General features: G+C 64.9%; 22 protein-coding genes and 1 pseudogene. 13 read left to right on the top strand and 10 right to left on the bottom strand.

The window, feature by feature from the left end:
* Nucleotides 1-201: 201 nt before the first annotated feature.
* A complete protein-coding gene (locus ACSQ9I_RS40880) occupies nucleotides 202-1,110 on the bottom strand; it encodes an oxygenase MpaB family protein (protein WP_436317549.1) in 909 nt (302 codons plus the stop codon).
* Nucleotides 1,098-1,376, bottom strand: a complete 279-nt coding sequence (locus ACSQ9I_RS40875; protein WP_436317548.1) for a hypothetical protein — start codon at nucleotides 1,374-1,376, stop codon at nucleotides 1,098-1,100. The genes ACSQ9I_RS40880 and ACSQ9I_RS40875 overlap by 13 nt, the downstream gene beginning before the upstream one ends.
* Before the next feature lie 618 nt (nucleotides 1,377-1,994).
* On the opposite strand from ACSQ9I_RS40875, the gene ACSQ9I_RS40870 reads away from it, so the two are divergent.
* Both ACSQ9I_RS40870 and ACSQ9I_RS40865 read left to right on the top strand, forming a co-directional pair.
* Entirely contained in the window at nucleotides 1,995-3,209 is a 1,215-nt protein-coding gene (locus ACSQ9I_RS40870; protein ID WP_436317547.1) for an ABC transporter substrate-binding protein, read from the top strand.
* Nucleotides 3,210-3,350: 141 nt separating this feature from the next.
* Nucleotides 3,351-4,190 carry an enoyl-CoA hydratase/isomerase family protein gene (locus tag ACSQ9I_RS40865; RefSeq protein ID WP_436317546.1) on the top strand — a complete coding sequence of 280 codons (840 nt, stop codon included), beginning with the start codon at nucleotides 3,351-3,353 and terminating at the stop codon, nucleotides 4,188-4,190.
* A 6-nt stretch (nucleotides 4,191-4,196) separates the two neighbouring features.
* Here the strand turns inward: ACSQ9I_RS40865 and ACSQ9I_RS40860 are convergent.
* From ACSQ9I_RS40860 to ACSQ9I_RS40845, 4 genes and pseudogenes are all read right to left on the bottom strand, one after another.
* Nucleotides 4,197-4,713, bottom strand: a pseudogene (locus ACSQ9I_RS40860) (transposase); the annotation flags it as partial.
* Nucleotides 4,714-4,746: 33 nt separating this feature from the next.
* Complete coding sequence (locus tag ACSQ9I_RS40855; RefSeq protein ID WP_436317545.1) at nucleotides 4,747-4,950, bottom strand: hypothetical protein; 204 nt, start codon at nucleotides 4,948-4,950, stop codon at nucleotides 4,747-4,749.
* A gap of 260 nt (nucleotides 4,951-5,210) precedes the next feature.
* Complete coding sequence (locus ACSQ9I_RS40850; RefSeq protein ID WP_436317544.1) at nucleotides 5,211-5,663, bottom strand: PaaI family thioesterase; 453 nt, start codon at nucleotides 5,661-5,663, stop codon at nucleotides 5,211-5,213.
* Between the two features lie 32 nt (nucleotides 5,664-5,695).
* The gene (locus ACSQ9I_RS40845) at nucleotides 5,696-6,580 is read right to left on the bottom strand and encodes a 3-keto-5-aminohexanoate cleavage protein (protein ID WP_436317543.1); all 885 of its coding nucleotides are present in this window, start codon (nucleotides 6,578-6,580) and stop codon (nucleotides 5,696-5,698) included.
* Nucleotides 6,581-6,820: 240 nt separating this feature from the next.
* Between ACSQ9I_RS40845 and ACSQ9I_RS40840 the strand changes: the two genes are divergently transcribed.
* The 4 genes from ACSQ9I_RS40840 (at nucleotide 6,821) to ACSQ9I_RS40825 (ending at nucleotide 10,303) form a co-directional block, all read left to right on the top strand.
* Complete coding sequence (locus tag ACSQ9I_RS40840; RefSeq protein WP_436317542.1) at nucleotides 6,821-7,819, top strand: fumarylacetoacetate hydrolase family protein; 999 nt, start codon at nucleotides 6,821-6,823, stop codon at nucleotides 7,817-7,819.
* Between the two features lie 64 nt (nucleotides 7,820-7,883).
* Nucleotides 7,884-8,822, top strand: coding sequence for a fumarylacetoacetate hydrolase family protein (locus ACSQ9I_RS40835; protein ID WP_436317541.1), 939 nt, complete (start codon nucleotides 7,884-7,886; stop codon nucleotides 8,820-8,822).
* Nucleotides 8,823-8,884: 62 nt separating this feature from the next.
* On the top strand, nucleotides 8,885-9,451 hold the full coding sequence (locus tag ACSQ9I_RS40830; protein ID WP_436317540.1) for a cupin domain-containing protein: 567 nt from the start codon (nucleotides 8,885-8,887) through the stop codon (nucleotides 9,449-9,451).
* A 204-nt stretch (nucleotides 9,452-9,655) separates the two neighbouring features.
* Nucleotides 9,656-10,303 carry a TetR/AcrR family transcriptional regulator gene (locus tag ACSQ9I_RS40825; RefSeq protein ID WP_436317539.1) on the top strand — a complete coding sequence of 216 codons (648 nt, stop codon included), beginning with the start codon at nucleotides 9,656-9,658 and terminating at the stop codon, nucleotides 10,301-10,303.
* 29 nt (nucleotides 10,304-10,332) lie between these two features.
* On the opposite strand, the gene ACSQ9I_RS40820 is transcribed toward ACSQ9I_RS40825, so the two are convergent.
* The 4 genes from ACSQ9I_RS40820 to ACSQ9I_RS40805 are packed head-to-tail and all read right to left on the bottom strand — an operon-like array spanning nucleotide 10,333 to nucleotide 14,261.
* Nucleotides 10,333-11,184 carry an ABC transporter substrate-binding protein gene (locus ACSQ9I_RS40820; RefSeq protein ID WP_436317538.1) on the bottom strand — a complete coding sequence of 284 codons (852 nt, stop codon included), beginning with the start codon at nucleotides 11,182-11,184 and terminating at the stop codon, nucleotides 10,333-10,335.
* A 41-nt stretch (nucleotides 11,185-11,225) separates the two neighbouring features.
* A complete protein-coding gene (locus ACSQ9I_RS40815) occupies nucleotides 11,226-12,176 on the bottom strand; it encodes a PDR/VanB family oxidoreductase (RefSeq protein ID WP_436317537.1) in 951 nt (316 codons plus the stop codon).
* A complete protein-coding gene (locus ACSQ9I_RS40810) occupies nucleotides 12,169-13,263 on the bottom strand; it encodes an aromatic ring-hydroxylating dioxygenase subunit alpha (protein ID WP_436317536.1) in 1,095 nt (364 codons plus the stop codon). Before ACSQ9I_RS40810 ends, ACSQ9I_RS40815 begins: the two co-directional genes overlap by 8 nt.
* A gap of 17 nt (nucleotides 13,264-13,280) precedes the next feature.
* Nucleotides 13,281-14,261, bottom strand: a complete 981-nt coding sequence (locus ACSQ9I_RS40805; RefSeq protein WP_436317535.1) for a Bug family tripartite tricarboxylate transporter substrate binding protein — start codon at nucleotides 14,259-14,261, stop codon at nucleotides 13,281-13,283.
* Between the two features lie 286 nt (nucleotides 14,262-14,547).
* Between ACSQ9I_RS40805 and ACSQ9I_RS40800 the strand changes: the two genes are divergently transcribed.
* The 7 genes from ACSQ9I_RS40800 to ACSQ9I_RS40770 all read left to right on the top strand — a co-directional run bounded on the left by ACSQ9I_RS40800 (nucleotide 14,548) and on the right by ACSQ9I_RS40770 (nucleotide 21,359).
* Nucleotides 14,548-15,495 (top strand): VOC family protein, encoded by a 948-nt coding sequence (locus tag ACSQ9I_RS40800; protein ID WP_436317534.1) that lies wholly within the window; start codon nucleotides 14,548-14,550, stop codon nucleotides 15,493-15,495.
* Between the two features lie 9 nt (nucleotides 15,496-15,504).
* Nucleotides 15,505-15,855, top strand: a complete 351-nt coding sequence (locus tag ACSQ9I_RS40795; protein ID WP_436317533.1) for a Rieske (2Fe-2S) protein — start codon at nucleotides 15,505-15,507, stop codon at nucleotides 15,853-15,855.
* Nucleotides 15,848-17,035 carry an MFS transporter gene (locus tag ACSQ9I_RS40790; protein ID WP_436317532.1) on the top strand — a complete coding sequence of 396 codons (1,188 nt, stop codon included), beginning with the start codon at nucleotides 15,848-15,850 and terminating at the stop codon, nucleotides 17,033-17,035. Before ACSQ9I_RS40795 ends, ACSQ9I_RS40790 begins: the two co-directional genes overlap by 8 nt.
* Before the next feature lie 99 nt (nucleotides 17,036-17,134).
* The gene (locus tag ACSQ9I_RS40785; RefSeq protein WP_436317531.1) at nucleotides 17,135-18,247 is read left to right on the top strand and encodes an FAD-dependent monooxygenase; all 1,113 of its coding nucleotides are present in this window, start codon (nucleotides 17,135-17,137) and stop codon (nucleotides 18,245-18,247) included.
* 80 nt (nucleotides 18,248-18,327) lie between these two features.
* Nucleotides 18,328-19,347, top strand: a complete 1,020-nt coding sequence (locus ACSQ9I_RS40780; RefSeq protein WP_436317530.1) for a dihydrodipicolinate synthase family protein — start codon at nucleotides 18,328-18,330, stop codon at nucleotides 19,345-19,347.
* A 21-nt stretch (nucleotides 19,348-19,368) separates the two neighbouring features.
* Nucleotides 19,369-20,319, top strand: coding sequence for a Bug family tripartite tricarboxylate transporter substrate binding protein (locus tag ACSQ9I_RS40775; RefSeq protein ID WP_436317529.1), 951 nt, complete (start codon nucleotides 19,369-19,371; stop codon nucleotides 20,317-20,319).
* Complete coding sequence (locus ACSQ9I_RS40770) at nucleotides 20,316-21,359, top strand: ornithine cyclodeaminase family protein (RefSeq protein ID WP_436317528.1); 1,044 nt, start codon at nucleotides 20,316-20,318, stop codon at nucleotides 21,357-21,359. Before ACSQ9I_RS40775 ends, ACSQ9I_RS40770 begins: the two co-directional genes overlap by 4 nt.
* The last annotated feature ends 9 nt before the right edge of the window (nucleotides 21,360-21,368 follow it).

Here is a 21,368-nt window from a genome sequence, read left to right as displayed (position 1 = left end):
ACCTCAGAGGATTGGGGAACTGGCTTGGCAGCGTCCTCCGGTGGCGGCCGCTTCGCAGCAGGTGCAGCCTAGCGCTGAACGTCGCCCGCATCTCCACTTTGGGCGACTTTGTGCGCCGCCGCATGCTTTGCCGCGACGACAAGATTCCATCGAACCCACGCACGCAGTTCCAGACCGTGACGAGAGATCGTGAGCAGACTCTCAACTTGCCACGGCGGTGGGTGGAGTGAGCGGCGGCGTCACCGGCACCTTGCCGGCCGGCAGTTGCTCGGCGTGTTGCTGGTAGGTCGTGTCGCCATGAATCTGATCGTCGGCAACATCGAACTCTCTCAGCGTCTGCGCAATGCGCTGCCGACGCTGCTCGGGCGAGGCCAGGTTGCACTGGCGGCGATAGCGGTTGGCATCGATCAGCGTCGGCAGCAGCGCGGCCGCCCACGACCGCGGTACCTGCAGTGCGTCGGCCAGCGCATCGCCATGAATATGGCGACACATTGCCTGCATCAGGCCAATCGACACGTCGGCCGGCATCTGCAACGCCGGTTCCATCAGCCGGCCCACCGCCTCGAGCATGTTTAGCGTCAAGGAGCGCGCATCGGCGCCCGGCGGTGGCAGGTCGGCATCGATCACATCCAGCGCCGCCTGCGCTTGTGCTTGCGAGCGGATGCCGCGGTACAACTCCGGCTCGATGCCAAGCAGATGCGCCACGCCATGCCACATGGCGTACAGATCCGTCAGTTCGGTGTCGGTGAAAGTGAAGCCCAGATTGACGAGTGCCCCGAATGGTATGAAGGTGAAGTCGAGCCATGTTCGCAGCATGTCGCACTGGGAAATCGGCACGCCGCGTGTGACTTCCCAGGCGCCTTCACGCGCGATGGACGCGCGCACGCGGGCGTGAAGCAATCGTACCTGCAGGCTGTGTACATAACCCGCGGCGCCTGGCCGCAGACCATCGGGCCGCACCACCTGGTGGCTCCAGATTCCGGTTTCGGCAAGCCGTCGCAGCGTGCGTGCCTGAAGATTCTGCGTCTTGACCAGTACTTCCGCGATGGTCGGTGCACTGTAGGTATGGGTCAGAGAGCCTGGGCCCAGCGCGATCGTCAGCCAGAGCAAGGGAATTGAAAGCCAGGCATCTGAACCGCGCGCAGCGTGCTGTGGATCGACAGCCGGCGTGGGCGATTCGCTTGATGCAGGAGCGCATCGAGTGCCGGCGGGCAGGCCGTCAGGCTGGCCCGCCCTTGCGTGATACCTTGGTTGATCCAGGCACGCGGCAGTGTGGGGTCGGCGTCGCACTCGGCAATCACGGCATCCGCCAAGGGGTCGCCGCAGTGGCGACTGGCGGCGACGGAGGCACACAGCGCGCTGTGGGTCTGTTCCATGATGATCTCCTGTGCGTAGTAAGGTGAAGAACGCGGCGCAATGCCGACCAGCAACCCTGCCCGCGCGGTGGTGGTCGGGTCGGGCGGCCATCCTACTAAGAAGCACTACTCGCACCCCATGCTTCATGCGCCGGGGTCGGGCCCGCCCGATGGCGAACTATTGAGCAAGCGCCAGCCGATCCGTCGTCGCTTCGGACGGTTTTTTTGCTGCAGTGCGATTGGCGACGTCGTCACGCTGGTCGCCCCCCGCCGGGGAACGCGCGAGGCTGCTTGCTCATCGGTGATGGCGACTCGCTCTGACGGTTCACTCGGGACAGTCCTCGGGCGCTCTCAATCGTCCGTTCCGACGATGTGATGCGCGACGACCGCCGCCTACCATCCAGCCCGAATGCCGCATGAGGTCCGCCGAGAGATCTGCGGCCGGCCGCCTTTCACGAGAACGATGGAGACAACACCATGACACGTGCCAACTTTTCCGCCGCCGTCCGACGTTCGCGGCGCCGCCTGCTGGGCGCGGGTGCGAGCGACACGGACTGATCTGCGCGCCACGGGCCGCACCGCCGACGCGATGCGCCCGCTCTTTTCTTTACCCCTTTTTCGTTCTCAACGGGAGCTTCCATGACCTCCATCGTTCGACTGGCCGCCGCTCTGGGTGGCGCGGCCCTCCTGTTCACCGCCGGCGCGGCCCTCGCGCAGAAGAAGTACGACACTGGCGCGTCCGACTCCGAGATCAAGCTCGGGATGACCATGCCGTACAGCGGCCCCGCGTCGTCCTACGGCATTGTTGGCAAGATCAACGAGGCGTACTTCACGATGGTCAACGAAAAGGGCGGCATCAACGGCCGCAAGGTCACGCTCATCAGCTACGACGACCAGTACACCCCGTCGCGTACCACCGAGGTGGTGCGCAAGCTGGTCGAGCAGGACGAGGTGCTCGCGGTGTACGGAAACCTGGGCTCGGCCTCGAACGCGGCGATCCAGCGCTACATGAACGCGAAGAAGGTGCCGCACCTGTTCCTCGGCGTGGGCGCGGACCGCTTCAATGACCCCAAGACCTACCCCTGGACCACGCCCTACATGCCCAGCTACGAGAGCGAGGGCGGCCTCTACGCGAAGAACATCCTCAAGACGATGCCCAATGCGAAGATCGCCGTGCTCTACCAGAACGACGACTTCGGCAAGGACCTGCTCAAGGGCCTGAAGAAGGGCCTGGGCGACAAGGCCTCGATGGTGGTGGCCGAGGCCTCGTTCGAGGTCGCCGACCCGACGGTCGATTCGCAGATCATCAAGCTGCAGTCGTCGGGCGCCGACGTGTTCGTCAACTTCGCCACCGCGCGCTTCGCCGCGCAGGCCATCCGCAAGGCCTGGGACATCGGCTGGAAGCCCAGGCAGCAGTACCTCACTTACGTGTCGGCCTACGTGAAGATGACGCTGGAGCCCGCCGGCCTGGAGAAGTCCAAGGGCATCATGGCCATGGCCTTCTTCAAGGACGCCGTGCAGCCACGCTGGGCCAACGACCCGGCCACACGGGAGTTCCTAGCGTTCATGAAGAAGTATGCGCCCAGCGAGGACGTGAACAATGCAGGGAGCGTGTACGCCTATGGCTTGGCGCAGGCGATGGAGTCCGTCCTCAAGGCCTCGGGTGACAACCTGACGCGCGAAAACCTACTCAAGCAGGCCACCTCGCTGAAGAACATGCGCACTGGCATGTTGCTGCCAGGCATCACGCTGAACACCTCGAACACCGACTACTTCCCGTTCAACACGCTGCAGTTGGTGCAGTTCAACGGCAATGAGTTTGAGCCCATGGGCCAATTGATCACCATCAAATAGCTGGGCGGACACATGCACAGGCAGAAGAGCGGCGGGAGAAGTCCATGTCCGGATTGATGCAGGAGCGTCCGCTGCTGATTTCGCCGTCGATCGACCGCGCCGCGGTCCTCCGAATCGACTCGAGCCAAAGACAGCCCCGGCATGACTGCACCCTTCTTCCACAGATTGATGGCACGGCATATGACATACCTCGACAAGCAAGATGAAGGCGCCGTACAGCACTGGCGTGAAGGCGCAATTGCCCATCTGCGTTTCAACCGCCCGCAAGCACTTAATGCGATCGATATCGATCTGGCGGACGGCTTCCTGCGTGCCTGCAACGACATCGCAGCGGATCCCGAGGTGCGCGCGGTATGGATCTCCGGCGAGGGTCGAGCGTTCATGGCAGGCGGCGACATTGCGGCGATGCATGGCGATCCGATCCGGACCGCCGATCGGCTCATATCAAGTATGCATGTCGGATTGCGCAGGCTGGCGCACCTGGACGCTCCCGTCATAGCCAGTGTCCAGGGTGCAGTTGCTGGCGGCGGTTTGGGCCTGCTGCTCGGCGGCGCTGATCTGATCGTCGCCGCCGAAGGCACGCGTTTCAGCGTGGCCTACCCGCTGATCGGAGCCAGTTGCGACTGCTCTACCTCGTGGGCGCTGCCGCGGCTGGTGGGCCTGCATCGCGCTCTGGAGTTGGCGTTGCTGAGTGACACCATCGATGCACCTGAGGCTTTGCGCCTGGGGCTGTGCAACCGGGTTGTGCGCCAAGTTGATCTTGAGGCAGAAACCCGTCGCTTGGTTGAACGGATCGTGGCCGGCCCAACCCTCGCCTACGGCCGGCTGCGGCGCCTAATTCGTGCGTCGCTCAATACCGGGTTCGCTGACCAGCTCGACGCCGAAGCCGCGGCCTTCCGCGAAAGCGCTGCAACCGGGGATTTTCGCGAAGGCGTCAGCGCCTTCCTCGACAAGCGCGTGCCGAAGTTCACCGGAAACTGAAAAGCACACGCCGTTGGCTACGAACTCGGGCTCGATGAATGGATTCAGCTGCCTGCGCTTACGCGGGCGCATGGCCCACAACGTCGCTGACGTTAACCGCCGTATCCACCACCGCGTGCACCAGTCCCGACGCGGCGTCTACCACCGATGTGCGCCTTCATCTCGCAGTATCACTGCTTGCCTTTCTTGGCTGGATGCATTGCCGGATCGCGTTCGCCTTCGGCATCTTGATCGAGCTGGGCGCCGCGATCAGCGCGGCGTCCACGGTCGTGCCCACACGCATCATCAGGCCCTCGGTCTGCAGGATGTCATCGACCGCGCGCAGCATGTCGACGGCCAGGTCATGGTCTTTCAGCAGATCACGAAATCGCAAGGTGGTGTGTCTTGTCGGGCGGACGGCTCGCGCCATCGCCCAGACCTGCAAACTCCGGTACAGTGGCAACGTGGCAGGGCCGCTCAGGCCGAATCACTGCTGAAAGTCATGAATGCGCAGCAACGTCTCGATGGCAAAAGGCGGCGGCCCGTCTGGCCTGCGGCGACAGCAGCCCAGCCGGATCTATGCGGACCGAAGGTAGAAAGCCTGCTCGGGCCGGATGCCATCGAAGGCGTTCTGCAGGAGCCGTCTGACCTCGACGCGTTGTGCCGGGCCTACCTCTCGCGGGTTCCAGTAGGGCTTATTTACGACGATATCTGCCGCACGGTCGAGGTCGTCCTCCTTCACCCCGATGTCCCGCAGCGCCACCGGCGCGGGAGTTTTCAACGTCCTCACCGCCAATGACACCGGCAAAGTGGGGTCGGGTCGTCATGAAACAGCCCTTCAAGCCCGAATGAGAGAGAGGCCCCGGCGATGTTCAGCATCGTGACACCGCTCTATGCCGCCTATCGTCATGCGAGGGAGCGGCGCTGGGTCATGCATCAGCGCAACCGCCTGCTCAAGAGCCGGGGCCTCCCCCAGCCGGCCTTGCCCCAACATGCAGCTTCGGTGTCGGCTCAACGCGGCTCGATCCGTGATGCACGACCTTACGGTCGCACGGGAATGACGGCGAGCGAAGAGGTCGCGTTCGCGATCAGGCGGGAGCGCTCTGCGTCATAAAGTTTCGCGTACGCGAAGGCGACTTGCCGACCGACTCTATCGACCCCCGCTACGGCAATGTAATGGCCTTCCTGCCCAGCGCTCTGCATGTTCACCGTCAAGCTAATGGTGGAGCACGTGTAGCCGGGTGTCAGCCGTGACAGGACCGCCATCGCCATGCCGATGTCCAGCATGCTCGCCAAGGTTCCCCCGCCCACGACGCCGTTTCCCTGCGTCGCAGCTCGCGGCGCGGTGAAGCGGATGACAAGTTCGCCGTCGCGGCTCTCAACAAGCAGGGCTGACAGGCTCACCAGTGCAGGATTGACCTCGAGGGGGACGTTCCGGCGCCTGGAAGACACCGCCTCTGCCACGTAAGCCCGGGTCGGGTTGTCCGCTTCCAACAATCGTTCCGACATCGCCGTCGCTCTGAGGTTCAGGCAAGCAGGGTGGCCCGCGCGTGTTCGGGGGTGGCGACCTCATAGCCGAGGTCTTCGATGATCCTGGCCGCCTTGACGACGAGCTCGGCGTTGTCGCGCGCGAGCTGGCCCGGCGAGAGATACAGGTTGTCCTCGAGACCCACCCGCACGTGCCCGCCGAGAACCGCCGCGATGGCGACCATCGGGAACTGGTCGGAGCCGATGCCGAAGGCGCTCCAGTGCGCGCCCGAGGGCAGCAGGCGCTGCATTTCGGCTACCACCGTGGGTGTGGCAGGCGCGCCCCAGGGCACCGACATGCACAGCTGGAAGTAGGCGCTCTTCGGGATGGCGCCAGTGGCGATGAGGTGACTCGCCAGACGGGCATGACCGAAGTCGAAGACCTCGAGCTCCATCGTGACGCCGCAGGCGGCAATCTCCGCAGCCATTTCGCGCAGGTGGTTCGCTGGATTCAGGAAGGCCGCTTCGCCGAAATTCATGGTCGCGACGTCAAGGCTGCAGATGTCGGGCTTCAGCTTCACCACATGCGCAACCCGTTCTTGCGGCGTCATGAGCTCGGCATCCGGGATGGAGACGACCCGGAACGGCGCATCGGTAGGCACCGTCAGCATGGCGCCCGAACCGGTGGTGAGATTGATCAGGACATCGCAGCGGGAGGCGCGGATGCGCTGCACGACCTCCTCATAGTAGGCGAACTTCGTCGACGACTTGCCGGTCTCGGGGTCTCGCACGTGGATGTGGACGATGGATGCGCCGGCACGTGCGGCTTCGATGGCTTGGTCCGCGATCTCGCGAGGCGCGGCGGGCACGGCAGGATTCTTCGCTCGGGTGTCCCCCGCTCCGGTTAGGGCGCAGGAAATGATGACGGGAAGGCGCTTGCTCATGGGTAGGGGTGGGAATAAAGGTGACCAAGGACCAGTTGGAGCGGTATCGCGCTCAATGCATGCAAAGCATCCGGCATTTGCAATACGGATCGTCTCGCCACCTATACTAGGTGACCGTCGGGGCTTCGTCAATCCAAAAGCGACGCTTATTCGGCCTCTAAGGATTAGGGGTAAACACTTATTTGATTTAAATAGAACCGAGACGTACAGTATCGCAACTGTCTTTATATTGGAGTCTCAATGAAGCTCGGAAGGTTTGTGGTTCAGGGTCTTGACGGTCCGGTTCAGCGCATCTGCATGGTGCTGCCCGAGCAATCCCGCGTCATCGATCTGCGTGCGGCGGAGGCTCTGCGCCAACAGTCGCGCGGGGCGAGCCGCGAGGCTGCCCTGCGATACGCCTCGGTCGTTTTCCCCGAAAGCATGTCGGCGGCCATCGCGCTCGGCGAGGAGTTTCTCGAGACCGCGCACGACGCGGCAACCCGCCACGGAGACGATGCGTCGCTGCCCTTCGAAGGACTGCATTGGGCTGCAGCCTGCGATCCGTCCGTCGTGCGCGACGGTCTTACCTTCGTCAAGCACATCCGGCAGTTCCACGAACGAATGAAATTGACGCCCGCGCCTGCGCTACTGCAGGTCCCGGGCTACTTCAAGGGTTCGCCTTGGACGGTAATCGGGCACGACGCCGAAGTGCCGTGGCCGGCGCGCGCCGAGAAGATGGACTATGAGCTGGAGATCGGCTGGGTGATGGGGCGAGTGGCCCACAACATCACCCCCGACACCGCCCGCTCCCATCTCTTCGGCGTGACGATCTTCAATGACTTCTCGGCGCGCGACCTGCAGGCCAACGAATTTGCGATAGGTATGGGGCCGACGAAGAGCAAGGACTTCGCCTATGGCATCGGGCCGTGGATCACGACGATCGACGAGTTCCCGCGCCTGGATCAGATCCGCATGGCCGTGCGGGTGAACGGCGAGACCTGGGGCGAGGGTGACACATCGGAGATGCTCTGGAGCGTCGAAGAGCTGATCGCCTACGTGTCGTTGGGCGATCACGTGCAGCCGGGCGACGTGATCGGCTCAGGCACCATGGGCAATGGATCGGCGCTGGAACTCGGGCGCAGCCTCAACCCTGGCGATGTCGTGGAGCTGGAGGTGGCTGGCGTCGGCGTTCTGCGCAACCGCATGGGCGAGCGTGAGGAGGGAACCTGGTGGCCGACCCCGCGCAAGCCTTTCATGTGAGAAGGCAGGCGTGCAGTTCTCCCTGGGAACCTTCTCGCAGGACGGCGGCGAACGCTTCGCTGCCTTGTGCTTCGGCGAACACGTGCTTCCTCTGCGTTCGCTGCATGCGCAGGCGGCGCGCTTCGGCGCCCGCTGGTCGGAAGGCGCATCTGTCCTCGACCTCCTGCAGGACTGGGACCGAAACCTGGCTGTGCTGCGCGGGATGGCGGGACAACTTTCTGCCCAGCACGACTCGAGCGTGCTCATGTCTAGCCTGCAGGTCCATCCCCCCGTGGACCTGCCGCGACAGGTGCTTTGCACGGGGGCCAACTATCGCAAACACGTCGTCGACCTCACGCTCGACATGGGCGTCGGGCCGGATGGCCTGGAGGGCGCGGGGCTTCGGAGGTGGGCCGAAGACATGATGGATGAACGGGCGGCACACGGAGAGCCCTACGTCTTCCCGAAGCTGCCTTCGGCCATCACGGGCGCCTTCGATCCCCTCGTGCTCCCTGCCACCACGCAGAAGCCGGAGTGGGAACTGGAACTCGCCGTCATCATCGGCCGGCCGGCCCGTAACGTGCGGCGCGAAGCGGCGCTCGACTACGTCGCCGGGTACTCGATCGTGAACGATGTGTCGGCGCGGGATCTCATCGCCCGCACGGACTACAAGATGTTGGGCACCGACTGGCTGAGATCGAAGTCTCCGCCGAGCTTCATGCCTTTCGGTCCCACCCTGGTGCCCGCGTGCTTCGTGCCGGATCCGCAGAAGCTGCAGATCACCTTGAAGCTGAATGGGCAGAAGATGCAAGACGAATCCACGGCCGACATGCTGTTCGACGTGGCACGGCAGATCGAATACATCACGGCGCATGCACAGCTCTGGCCCGGCGATGTCATTGCGACCGGGTCCCCCGCGGGGAATGGCACGCACTACAACCGCTTCCTTCGGGAAGGCGACGTCCTTGACTCCGAAATCGAAGGACTGGGCAAACAGCGCAACGCATGTGTGCGGCAGCGGTGACTCTGCTCGTGCACAATGGAATACGAAACGACTCGAAAATGTACCCATCAGGAAGGCCCAGCGTGAATACTGAAGCAACTGTCCAAGAACATCGCGAGAAGACGCTTGCGCGTCCGCGGTCGGTACGCCGGATCGTCACTGGCGAGAACGAGCATGGCAAGTCCGTGTTCGTGTCGGACGGACCCGCCCCGAACCACACCACCGATCCAGCCACCCCGCTGGCCCACGTGGTCTGGGTGACGGGCGAGGCCGCTGCGCCCGGTGCCGATCCCGCTCCCGCTGGCCACGCATTCGGCTTCCACTCCAGGGACGGCTCCCTGCTGCGCGTGGTCGACTTCCCGCCGGATGAGAGCTACGACGTGTCGCAGCTGGCTCGGTTCCTGGACGATCACGGGGTGCGCGACAAGGGCGAAGCCCGGCATTTCTGGTTCCACAAGACGCAGTCCCTCGACTATGCGATCGTGCTCGAGGGCGAGATCTACGCGCTGATGGATGAAGGCGAGACGCTTATGCGCCCCGGCGACATCCTGATCCAGCGTGCGACCAACCACAGCTGGTCGAACCGTTCCGGCAAGCCATGCCGCATGGCCTTTGTGCTGCTGGACCTGGAGCCCGGCGCCAAGACCTGAGCTCGCCGCGGTGCGGGTGAAACAAGGGGCGCGCAATGCCCGGCCGCCTGCCTCTTCCGCGCCGGGCGTTCTGCGCACTGGGACCCGGATAATGGAGCCGTCTTACTAGCCATCGGAATTTCCTTGCCTACCAAAAGCTCTTCGAAGCGGGCCACAGCCAAGGCTCGCGCCGGTTCCTCTGCATCGACCACGGCAAGACGCGCTGTGGGCACGGGCCCAGGCGCGCTGAGCCCGCGCACGCCGGGACGGGTGCGCAGCGACGCATCGCGCGTGGCCATCCTCGGTGCGGCGCTCAAGCTCCTGGAGACGACATCCCTGCAGCAGATCTCGATCGAGTCGATTGCGCGCGAGGCGGGGGTGGGCAAAGCCACCATCTACCGGTGGTGGAGCTCCAAGGCTGCGGTGGTCATCGAGGCGTTCCTGCATGCCCACGTGAGCCACACGCCCATGCCGAGGGGCATAAGCCCTCGCGAGGCACTCACACGCCATATTCATCTGCTGGTGGAAGAGTACAGCGGCTGGTCGGGGCGGATGGTCTCCCAGATCATGGCGGAAGGGCAGGGCGACCCGGACGTGCTGCGCGAGTTCCGCGAGCGCTTCTGGTACGGGCGGCGCGCTGTCGTTCGCGAGGTGATCGAAGAAGCGCGCCGGTGCGGCGAGTTCCGCAGCGACATCGATACGGAACTGCAGATGGACATCCTGTACGCCCCGATCTACTTCCGGCTGCTCATGAGGCACCTGCCGCTGGACAAGAAGTTCGCGGATGCACACTGCGCCGCGACCATGCAGGTGCTGGCCCCCTCCCAGCAGGAACCCGCCGCAGTGCCCGCCAGGCGGCGCAAGGCGGCCTAGGCGTCTGGCCATCTCGGGGCGGGGTAGCCTCAGCCCTCGGGCAGAACCGAGGGATCCACCAGCTTTTCGTAGACCGTATCAGCGCCCGGCAGGCCGAGGCGGCGGCGCTGCTCGATGAGCAGCTCGACGCCGGTGCGATCCGGGCACAGCGAGACTGGCGCGCAGCGGACCATGGCTTCGACGGCCTCGGCAGGGAAGCCTGCACCGGCCAGGGCTTGGCGTGCTGCGTCCGGTTCGCTGCCCATGCGCTTGCGCGCGCTCTCCAGACCGTGCAGCCACGCAGAAAGGGCGGGGCGCAGCCGCTCCAGCGCACCGGCGCTCACCACGAGGCCTTGCCCCGGGAAAGCGGGATAACGATCCTGCACGCTGGCGATGTGGCTGAGACCAGCCTGGAGTGCCATCGCGTCGAACGGAGGGCCCAGCAGGGTGGCGTCGCCGCGCCCGGCCAGCATCGCGTCGAAGCGTTCCGTCACTCCGCCTACCGGTTCCAGCGCATAGGCGTCCGGGCCGATGCCGTCCTCCGCGAGCATGGCGCACAAGGCCACGACGAAGCCGTTGCAAGGTGCGTCGACGAGGAGGGTGGCGCCGCGTAGATCCCCGAGCTTCCCTCGGCCTTTCTGCCCGACGAGGGTCAACAGGGTCGTGCGTTCCAGCTGCGCGACGAGGCGCAGATCGCGTGGCCCTGGCCGCAGGTTCCAGTCCATCACGTTGTCCATGGCCGTGACGACAGCATCCACCCGGCCGGAGGCAAGTGCTTCGAACTGAGCGTCGGAAGATGGGTTGCGCTCGGCGCGCAGGATCACGCCAGCTGTCAGCTTCAACGCGTCGGCCGCCATGGCCAAAGCGGAAGGAACGAACCACAGAACTCGCAGCGTGGGCATTTTCGAGGATGGAGGCATCAGTAGAGGCGTGGAACCGAGGATCAGAGATCCAGCACCAATTCGTCGTCGAAAGCGCGCGAGACGCAAAGGATGATGGACGTGTTCGCGACGCGCTCTTCCTCGCTCAGCACGAAGTCACGATGGTCCGCCTTGCCGGCGAGCAGCGGCGTTTCACAGGTGCGGCACAGGCCCTCACGGCAGGAGCAGGGGTGCACCATGCCGTTCTCCTCCAGCGTCTCAAGAATCGATCGCCCGGGTGCCACCACGTAGGTCGTCCCCCGGCGGCGCAGCGTCACCCGGAATGCACTGTCCGTCGCTGCATCGGCCGGAGCGGCGTCGGCGCAGAAGCGCTCAAAATGGACGGATTGCGCGGGCAGGCCGGCTGCCGCCGCCTCCCGGCCGACAGCGTCCATCAGCGCCGCGGGCCCGCAGCAATAGACATGGGTCGTGTTCCGGATGGAACGAAGGAAGCCAGCGACGTCGGGAAGCGTGTCCCGCTCTTCATCCACGTGCAGTTGCACGCGGGCGTGGTGCGGCGCCAAGCGCCACAGGTAGGCAGCCCGGGCACGGGAGCGTACGCAGTACAGCAGGCGCCAGGGTTGACCGGCCGTCTGGCAGGCCTCGATCATGCTCAGGATCGGGGTGATACCGATCCCGCCGGCGATGAAGACGTGCTCCGCGGCTTCAGCCGCGAGCCCGAATAGGGAGCGCGGCGCGCTGACCTGCAGGTGGTCGCCCACACGCAGGCGTTCGTGCACGTGGCGCGAGCCGCCGCGCGAGGTTCGGGCGAGGCCGACGCCGAGGCAGTAGCAGCCCGTCTGCGCGGGACCATTGGTGAGGGAGTACTGCCTGCGCAAGCCACCGGGGAGATGAACGTCCACGTGCGCGCCCCCCGTGAACGGGGGAAGCGCGCTGCCGTCTGCCGCGCGCAACTCGATCCCGACCACGCTGTCCGCCTCGTGCGTGAGGCGCGAGACGATCACGTCATGCATGGTCGGCGGGCTGTCGGTGCAGGGTGACGGGCTGGGCCACGCCGGCCACGGCGGTGGCCGCGGCTTCGGCCGCTTCCTGCTCCAGGCGCCGGGCGACCACCCAGCGGAACTGGGACAGCGCCGCGTCCATCGCGAACGGGACCATCTTGAATTCGGCATCCAACGCGAGGTTCTTCTGCTGGGCCGTGATGATCGCCCGGTCCTCCTCGAAGGCCATGACGATGTTCTGGTGGATGGACTTCGTCACCTCCGGCTTGTCGATGGAGAAGTTGTGCGGATGCGCAAAGAAGTAGTGCGTGGAGTTTTCCGTCTCCGGCGTGATCGCCTGGCATCCTCTGAATTCCACGGCATCGACACGGTTGCCCTCCGGCGCGCCAGTGCCGGCAGGCGCATTGCCCGAGTCCATGAGGAGAACGGCCGGGATGGTGAAGTTGTAGATGTTCCAGCGGTCCACCTTGCCGGGCCAGTCCTTCACTGCCTTGACGAACGGGGGAGCCTCCGTGTTCAGCGCCCAGCGCGTGATGCGTACGCCGTTGTCGAGACGCTCCACCTTGGGCGGGAACGAGGCATAGTCGGCGCCGCCGCCGAGGGTGGTCGGGTGAACGAACGGCAGATGCGAGAAGTCGAGAAGGTTGTCGCAGATGAGGAGATAGTTGACGTCGTAGTGGATGTAGCCGTCGAGGCTGCGCCAATCCGGATGGTCCAGCCATGGTGTCTGCGGAATCAGGGCGGGGTCTGCCTTCGCGGGCTCTCCCATCCAGATCCAGATCCAGCGATGCTGCTTGACTACGGGGAAGGTGCGAACCTTCGCCTGAGGCGGAATGCGGGGCTGCGCCGGGGCCTCGATGCATTGGCCGTTCGAGTCGAACTTGAGGCCGTGGTACATGCACCGCACACAGTCGCCCTCGCGCTTGCCGACCGAGAGCGGCGCCCCGCGATGGCAACAGCGGTCCTCCATGGCGACCAGCGTTCCGTCCGCAGTGCGGTACATGAGGATCGGCACGCCGATGATGGTGCGCGAGAAGAGACCGTCGCCCGTGACTTCCTTGTCCCAGGCGGCGACGTACCAGGTGTTCTTGATGAACATGCGTGCCTCCACTTGCTTCAGCTCAGTTCGAGCTTGATGCCCGAGCGCTTGACCACCGGAATCCATTTGTCGCGCTCAGCGCGGATATGGGCCGAGAACTCCGCCGGTGTGCTCCCGATCGGCTCGCCGCCATAGTCGTAGTACCGCTGCGCGACCTCGGGCTTACGCGCCACGGTGGCGCATGCAGCGGCCAGCTTGTCGAGCACGGCCTGAGGCGTGCCTGCGGGGGCGAGAAGTCCGAACCATGTCGAGGCGTCGTAGTCCCTGATGCCCAGTTCCTCGAACGTCGGCACGTTGGGAAGAAGCGGGTGACGGCTCTTGCCTGTCACCGCCAGCGCCTTCAGCTTGCCGGCGCGCACATTGCTCATGGAGGCCGCGAGTGCATCGAACATCACCTGCGTCTCGCCCGAAAGCAGCGCCGTGTAGGGACTGGTGGTGTTGTACGGCACGAACTTGTAGTTCGTCCCCGTGATCGCGCCGAACCACTCGCCCAGCAGATGCTGGAAGGTGCCCACGCCGACGGTTCCTGCGTTGATGCTCCCGGGATTGGCCTTGGCCAATGCGACGAGGTCGGACGCCGTGGACGCGGGCAGGTTCGGGTGGGCAACGATCACGCTGCGCAAGGTCGTGAGCTGGCTGATGGCGTCGAAGTCCGAGGGCTTGTACGGCAGCTTCGTGTACAGCTCGGACATGTAGCACAGGGAGCTCGGGATCCCCATGAGCAACGTGTAGCCATCCGCAGGTGCCTTGGCTGCCAGCGAGGTGCCGATCGTCGTCGCTCCGCCCGGGCGGTTCTCGACAAATACCGACTGGCCCAGGACGGCTGTGAGCCCTGCGGCCCAAAAGCGCGAATCGGCGTCGAGGCCGGACCCGGGTGGGTTCGCGACGATGATGCGCACGGGCTTGCTGGGGTAGTCCTGCGCCAGTGATTTGCCAGCAACGCCGGTCATCAGCATTCCGGCCGCGGCGCCCAGCGCCTGCCGTCTCGAGATCATCATAAATCGTCTCCGTGGATCGGGCGTCGGGTCGATCTCGGCGCCCTGAGTTTGAATGGCGAAGAATACAATACGAACCGTATTGAAATATACCGGGAAAACCCCGAAGATACGCGATCTCGATCGCCCCAACCTCGGATCTCCGACGTGAACGCCTCACGGGTGAGCCTGCCACACGGACCAGGTCATCAAGGGTTTATCCCTAAAGCATAACGAGACGTAGCGTATAGTATTTGCCCGATTCACATGTCGGCCGCGGGCCGTTTCACTGTCGAAAAAGGAAAACCGGATGAACATCCTTGGACCTGATTCCCTGGTCTTTGGCGTCGATGATGTCGCCGCTTGCGTCCAGTACTTCACCGACTACGGCCTGACGCCGGTCGGCGTGAGCGATTCCGGTGGGCGCTTCGAGGCTGTCGACGGCACATCCATCGTCATTGCACGCCGCGACGACCCCTCGCTGCCTGCGGCGATGGAAACCGGAACGATGCTGCGCAAGACGATCTACGGCGTCGCAGATTGCGAGACGCTGGACGCTATCGCGGCCGAACTCGGCCGCGACCGCGAGGTCAAGCGCTTGTCCGATGGTTCGATCGAAGCTTCCGACGACATGGGCTTCGTTCTCGGCTTCCAGCTGTCGGTGCGGCGCAAGATCGACATCCAGGGCGAAGCCGTCAACTCGCCCGGCAGCAAGCCCGGCCGCGGACCCAACACCTTGGGAGCCAACGCCGATGCCGAGTTCCGGCCGCTGACCCTCTCGCACGTGGTGTATTTCGTGCCCGATCTGGCCGAGGCCTCGAAGTTCTACACGGAGCGGCTCGGCTTCCGCTGCACCGACCGGTTCACGAACGCCGGCAGCTTCCTGCGTCCCGCTGGCACGCTGGATCACCACACGCTCTTCCTGATCCAGACGCCGGCCTTCATGAAGGGCGTGGAGCACTTCACCTTCCACCTCTGCGGCCCCACCGCGGTGCTGCAATGCGGCTATCGCTTTGCCGCGAAGGGCTATCAGACCTTCTGGGGCCCTGGGCGGCACAAGTTCGGATCCAACTGGTTCTGGTACTTCAACAGCCCCGTGGGCTGCCACGTGGAGTACGACGCGGACATGGACCTGCACGACGACGCCTGGGTCGCCCGCGAAGCGCCCATGCAGGTGGATGAATCGCAGATCTTCCTGCTCCAGCATCGTGAGAAGTGGGCGCCGGGTGGTCCGTCGCCGACCGGCCAGGCGAGCTGAAGAGCAGCCATGCGAACGTACCTGTGCACGGTCGAGGAGCTGCCCGACGGGGCAGCGCGCGGATTCGGCCCCCGAGGCGCGTCCCGGGACACGCTGTTCGTGGTTCGGCGCGGTGACGACGTGAGGGGATGGCTGGACGCCTGCCCGCATGTCGACGGGGCGCCTCTCGCCTGGCGAAAGGACGCGTACCTGAGCGCCGACGGGCAATCGATCGTTTGCTATGGACACGGCGCGGTGTTCGACATCGATACCGGGTTCTGCACGAAGGGCCCGTGTGTAGGGCAATCGCTCACGCCTGTCATGGTGGAGCGCGATGCGGCAGGTGCGCTGTGGACCAGTGCATCAGCCATCAATGAATGACATCCTTTCCAAGGGGCTTGCAATGAATTCGACAGAGAATCCGCGCGCGCGAGTTGCGTTGATGGCGGCGCACTGTGCGGGCATGGTGGACATCGTGGCACTGCCTGTGTGGGTTGGTACCTTGATTGCGCGTTTCGGCTTCGATCCCCAGCAGGCGGGTGCGCTGGCAACCTTGTTCCTGGTTGGCGCCGTCACGGCGAGCATGATCTTGGCGCCCCGCTTCCACCGCGTACGCGGGCGCTGGATCGTTCCGGTTGCCTACGCCGTAGCGGGCGTCGCGTTCCTGGCCTGCATGCGCACCAGCCAGTTCGAAACGCTTGCCGTCTTGCATGCACTGGGTGGTCTTGCCACCGGGGTCGGGCTGAGTGTCACGCACGGCACCGTCGCCCTCACGAGCAACCCGCATCGGCTTTTCGGCTTCATGCAGGTGGCGGTGGGGTTCTTCGGCATTGCCTACATGGTGTCCGCTCCTCAGATCATCGCCGCGGTCGGGGGCCCCGGGCTCTTTGCTGTCTTCGGTGCAATCATGCTCACCGCGTGCGGCATCACGGCCCTGGCGTTTCCGAGCGCACAGCCCATCCCCTCCGCCGCAGCGGCGCGCGTTCCGACCGCGGGGCCGCTGCCAAAGGCGGCATGGTGCGCGATGGCCGGCATCAGCCTGATGAACGTGACGCAAGCCATGGTGTTCAGCTTCCTGGAGCGAATGGGCGCCGATCGCGGGTACACAGCTCCCAATCTGCATTTGCTGCTGATCGTCGTTGGAGTGGTCAACCTCGCACCCGGTGCGATCGCCGCGATGCTGCAGCACAGGCTGGATGCCCGCAAAGTCGTGCTTGCCGGCGTGGTGGCGCAGGCGGCACTGGCGCTGACCCTGGTGTCGAGTACAGCATTCCCGGTCTATGCAGCCGCAGGCGCCTTCTTCGTCTCCACGGTGATCTTCACGCACATCTTCACGTTCGGCGTGCTGGCGAAGTTGGATCCGTCGGGGCGCGCTGTTTCCGCAACGCCTGCGATGCTGATGATGGGTTCGGCCACCGGCCCGATCCTAGGCGGGACCTTGGTCAAGTTCTATGGCTACGGGGCCATCGGCTGGGCCGCCGTCGCCATCGGCGCCCTCGCCTTCTGCTTCTTCCTGCAATTGCGTAGCCGCCACGCGCAACTCCATGCGCAGAGAGCGTGAGTTCATGCGGATCGAGTCGACAGTGGACGTGACCTTTCTTTGAATCAGCTCTCGAAGGCGATGGACCGCCTCGTCAGAACCAGGAACAGGAGACAAAACATGAGTAGAGCCAAACGGGCGCTTGTGGTTGGAAGCGGCATTGGCGGCGCCACGGCAGCCTATGCGCTGGCCAAGGCAGGCGTGGAGACACATTGCATTGACATCCAGCCGGTCAGGTCTACGGTCGGCTCAGGCATCTGCCTGCTTCACAACACGATGCGGGCGCTGTCGGAGATCGGGCTGGCTGAGCCGTGCCTGGCAAGCGGCCTGCGTTTCGAGGTGTTCAAGCAGCACGACGCTGCCGGAAACCTGTTCATGTCGAACCCGACGCCCCCTGGCATCGGTATACGCCGTCCGGAACTCGCCCGAATCCTCGAGTCTGCGGCCAGCGAGGCAGGAGCGACCATGGAGCGCGGCCTCACCGCGACGACCGTGAGCGATCGCGGCGACCGGGTCGACGTTGCGTTTTCCGATGGACGCGAGGCCGCGTACGACTTCGTCGTCGCGGCAGACGGTGCGTACTCCAAGCTGAGGGAACAGTTCTTTGGCGCTGAGCATAGGGTGCGGTTTGCCGGCCAGAGCGCGTGGCGCTTCAACGCGCCGCGGCCTCCGGAGGTCGATGGCTTCTGTCTTTACCGCTCGCCGGACGGCAAGCGCGTGGTGGGCGCGCTGCCAACATCAAAGGAGACCTGCTATTTGTTCTTCCTGGAGAACAGTGCCGAACACCTTCACTGGCCGGACGACCAGTTGCACGTCCTTGTGCGCGAGCGGCTGTCGGGCTTCTCCGCTCCCGTGGTCCAGGATGCACTGGCGCTCGTGACCACGCCCCAACAGGTCCTGGTCCGCCCCTTCGACATCACGCTCGTGCCGGGCCCGTGGAATCGCGGCCGGATCGTGCTCCTGGGCGACTCGGCGCACTCGCCGACGCCGCAGATGACCTCCGGCGGCGGCATGGCCATCGAGGATGCCGTGGTCCTCGCGCAGTGTGTGAAGGACCAGGTCGATCTCCAGGAGGCATTGGCTGCCTATACGAAGCGGCGGTTCGAGCGAGTGAAGACGGTATGGAGCGCGTCGCTTCAACTGTGCAAGTTCGAGCAGGAGCCCGTGCCGAATCCGCAGAGATCGGCCGCGCTCCTGCTGCAGACGTACCAGTACCTGGGCCAGCCCATGTAGACCATGGCGGTCTTCCCGCATTCCCCGCGGCGCTTCATGAAGGCGCCTTCCATTCCTCACCAAGCGATTCGATACCAACCATGATCCCTTACAAACGCGCAGACGCTCGGGCCTGGGCCCGGGAAAACATGATCGGCTGCTCGGCCGTGACCATCCCCAGCTATTCGGCCGATCTCAAGAAACTGAACGAGCGCGGCATTCGCCATGACGTCGAACTGGCCAAGGAGCTCGGATTCAAGCACACGCTGCTGTGCACCGAGGTCGCCATCACGCCGGAGGAGAACGCCAGGTTCACGGCGTTGGCGGCGGAAACGGCGGGTCCCGGCTTCGGGCTGTTCTTCCATGCGGCCTTCAACACGCTGGCGGAGAACATCGAGGCGGTCAAGCTGGCGGAAGCCGCCGGCGCCACCATGGTGCTGCTCTCGTATCCCGCGCAGTTCTGGCCGACGACGGAGCAGGAGGTCTTCGACTACACCAAGGAATTCTGCGACGCTACAAAGCTGGCTGTGATGCTGTTTCCCTTGCCTGCCTGGGGGTTCGAACGCATTCATCCTGCAGGCATGTCGGTTGCGCTGGTTCGACGGCTTCTGCAAGCATGTCCGAACATCGTCGCAATCAAGTCCGAGCAGGGCTTTCCACTGCCCGCCGGCATCTGCGAGATGTACCACCACTTCCGCGACGAGGTGGTCATCAGCTGTCCGATCGAGGGCGACGCCATCCCGCTCATGAGCGTGATGAAGATGCAGTTCTCCGGCACCAGCAACACGCAGTGGATGAGCGACTACTATCCCCGCGCCTTCGAACTCGCCCGCAAGGGCGAGTGGGAACAGGCCATGGAGATGTACTGGAAGGTGAACCCGGCGCGAGGCGCGAACGGCGCGGCGACCCAGGCCTACATCGGCGGCACGTCGGTCCTCAACCGCACCATGTGGAAGTACCAGGACTGGCTGGCGGGCTTCAACGGCGGTCCGCTGCGAGCACCGGCCATGCGCGTTCCCGACCGCTTCATGAAAATGTTCCGCCAGGGATTGGCGGCCTCCGGTCTTCCAGTGACATCCGACCCCGACAGCGCGTTCATGGTGGGGCGGCATCCCTGCTGACGCGGTCCCGGAGACAAGACCATGAGATCCATTGCGCGCCGCGCCCTTCTCGGCGCACTCGGCTGCCTTTTGATTCCAACCGCTGGCGCTGGCGAGGTGCTTCGCGTGATCGTGCCGTACGCGGCGGGCGGGATCACCGACATCGGCGCGCGGGTCATCTGCGAGCAGCTGGGACAGGTATTGGGGCAGCCGGTCGTGGTCGAGAACCGGCCGGGCGGCGGGACGCGCATCGGAACGTCCGCAGTTTTCGCGGCGAAGCCCGACGGCAACACGGTGCTGCTCACGAACATCGCCTACAGCATCCTCCCGCTGGTCGACCCATCGGTGAAGTACGACGCCCCGACGGCGGCTGCGCCCGTGGGCATCGCATCGGTGTACCCGGTGGCGGTGGTTGTCAATGCGGCGCTGCCCGTGAAGACCCTGCAGGACTTCATCGAATACGCCCGGAAGAACCCAGGCAAGCTGACCTACGGCAGTGCCGGCCCGGGCAGCGGGGCGCACCTGGGCGGCGAGCTGTTCAAGGCCTTGACGGGCACCTACCTTGTCCACATTCCGTACCGGTCCACCTCGAGCGCGCTGACGGAAGTGGCGGCAGGCCGCGTCGACCTCACCTTCGACGCCACGGCCATCGAACTTGCCAAGACGGGGAAGGTCAGGATCCTGGCCGTGTCGGGCACCGAGCGCGACCCGCGGATGCCAGACGTGCCCACCGTGGCGGAAGCAGGGCTCAAGGGCATGGAAACGGCCTCCTGGCTCGGGATCTTCGCCCCGCTCGGCACACCTTCGCCCGTGATCGAGCGCCTGAACCAGGCGCTGAACGTCGCGGTGCAGAACGAAGGACTGAAAGCGCGTTTTCGCGAACTTGGAATGGTCCCCCGTTCCGGACCTCCAAGCTTGCTGATCGATCAGGTGCGCCACGACACCCATCTGTACCGGCGCGTCATCCACGAAGCCAAACTGAAATTCGAATGAACCCCTCCGACGTGAATCCTTCCGTGAGCGCTGCGGCCGACGCGCCTCTGTTCGTCTCATCCGAAACGGCTGCTGCCGTGTTCCAGTGGCTGCCCGCCGTGCGCGCCCTGCAGGAAAGCTACGCACGGCCGCTGGGGCCCCATGCCATTCCCCGACGCACGATCGCTGCAGGGGCAGCGGAGCGCGCCTCACTGCGGACCATGACGGCGGTGCCGCCGGGATCGCGCTACTACGGCGCCAAGCTGATGGGCATGGCGTTCGGGCCTTCAGGTCGGCAGCTCGAGTACGTCGTGGTTCTGTTCGATGCAACGACAGGCTCGCTGGCCGCGATCGTGGACGGCAATCTGGTCACCGCGTATCGCACGGCGGCGACATCCGCGGCCGCCCTGGACCGCCTGGCGCCGCAGGGAGCTGCCCGCCTCGCCGTCCTGGGCAGCGGTCTGGAAGCACGTATGCATACGCTCGCCATCGCCTCGGTGCGCGAGCTGCACGAGATCAGGGTCTACAGTCCGACGCCGACCAAGCGCGCGGAATTCGCCGATGCCATGGGCGCGGAATTGGGCGTGCGTGTGCATGCCGTCGATTCGCCTGCCGAGGCCGTTGGTGGCGCTGACATCGTGCTGGCGGCGGCCCGCTCGTATGGAGAGAAACCCATTCTGCACGGCGCCTGGCTGGAGCCTCACGCGACCGTCATTTCCATCGGGTCCACGCTCCCCGATCAACGGGAGGTCGACAGCACTGTGGTGGCGCGCGCCAGCCTCATCGTGTGCGACAACGTGGAGGAAGTGCTCGAGGAATCCGGGGACATGCTGGCCGCCCGGCAAGACGGCGTTGGACTCGACGCGAAGTGCATCAGCCTGAATGACCTGATGTCCGGCAAGTCGAGTCGCCGGCGCGACGAAGGCGCAGTAGCCATGTACAAGTCGGTTGGATCGGGCCTGCAGGACGTGGTCGTCGCCGGGATGATCCTCGACCTCGCCCGCGCTGCCGGACTTGCCGCGCCTCTGCCCATCCGATTCGAAACCAAGCGCATCGGCTGATGCAGCGAA

Source organism: Variovorax sp. LjRoot84 (genome assembly GCF_964254305.1).
In the GTDB taxonomy this organism is placed as follows: Bacteria; Pseudomonadota; Gammaproteobacteria; order Burkholderiales; family Burkholderiaceae_C; genus Variovorax.
This window is presented reverse-complemented; position numbering and strand designations above follow the sequence as displayed.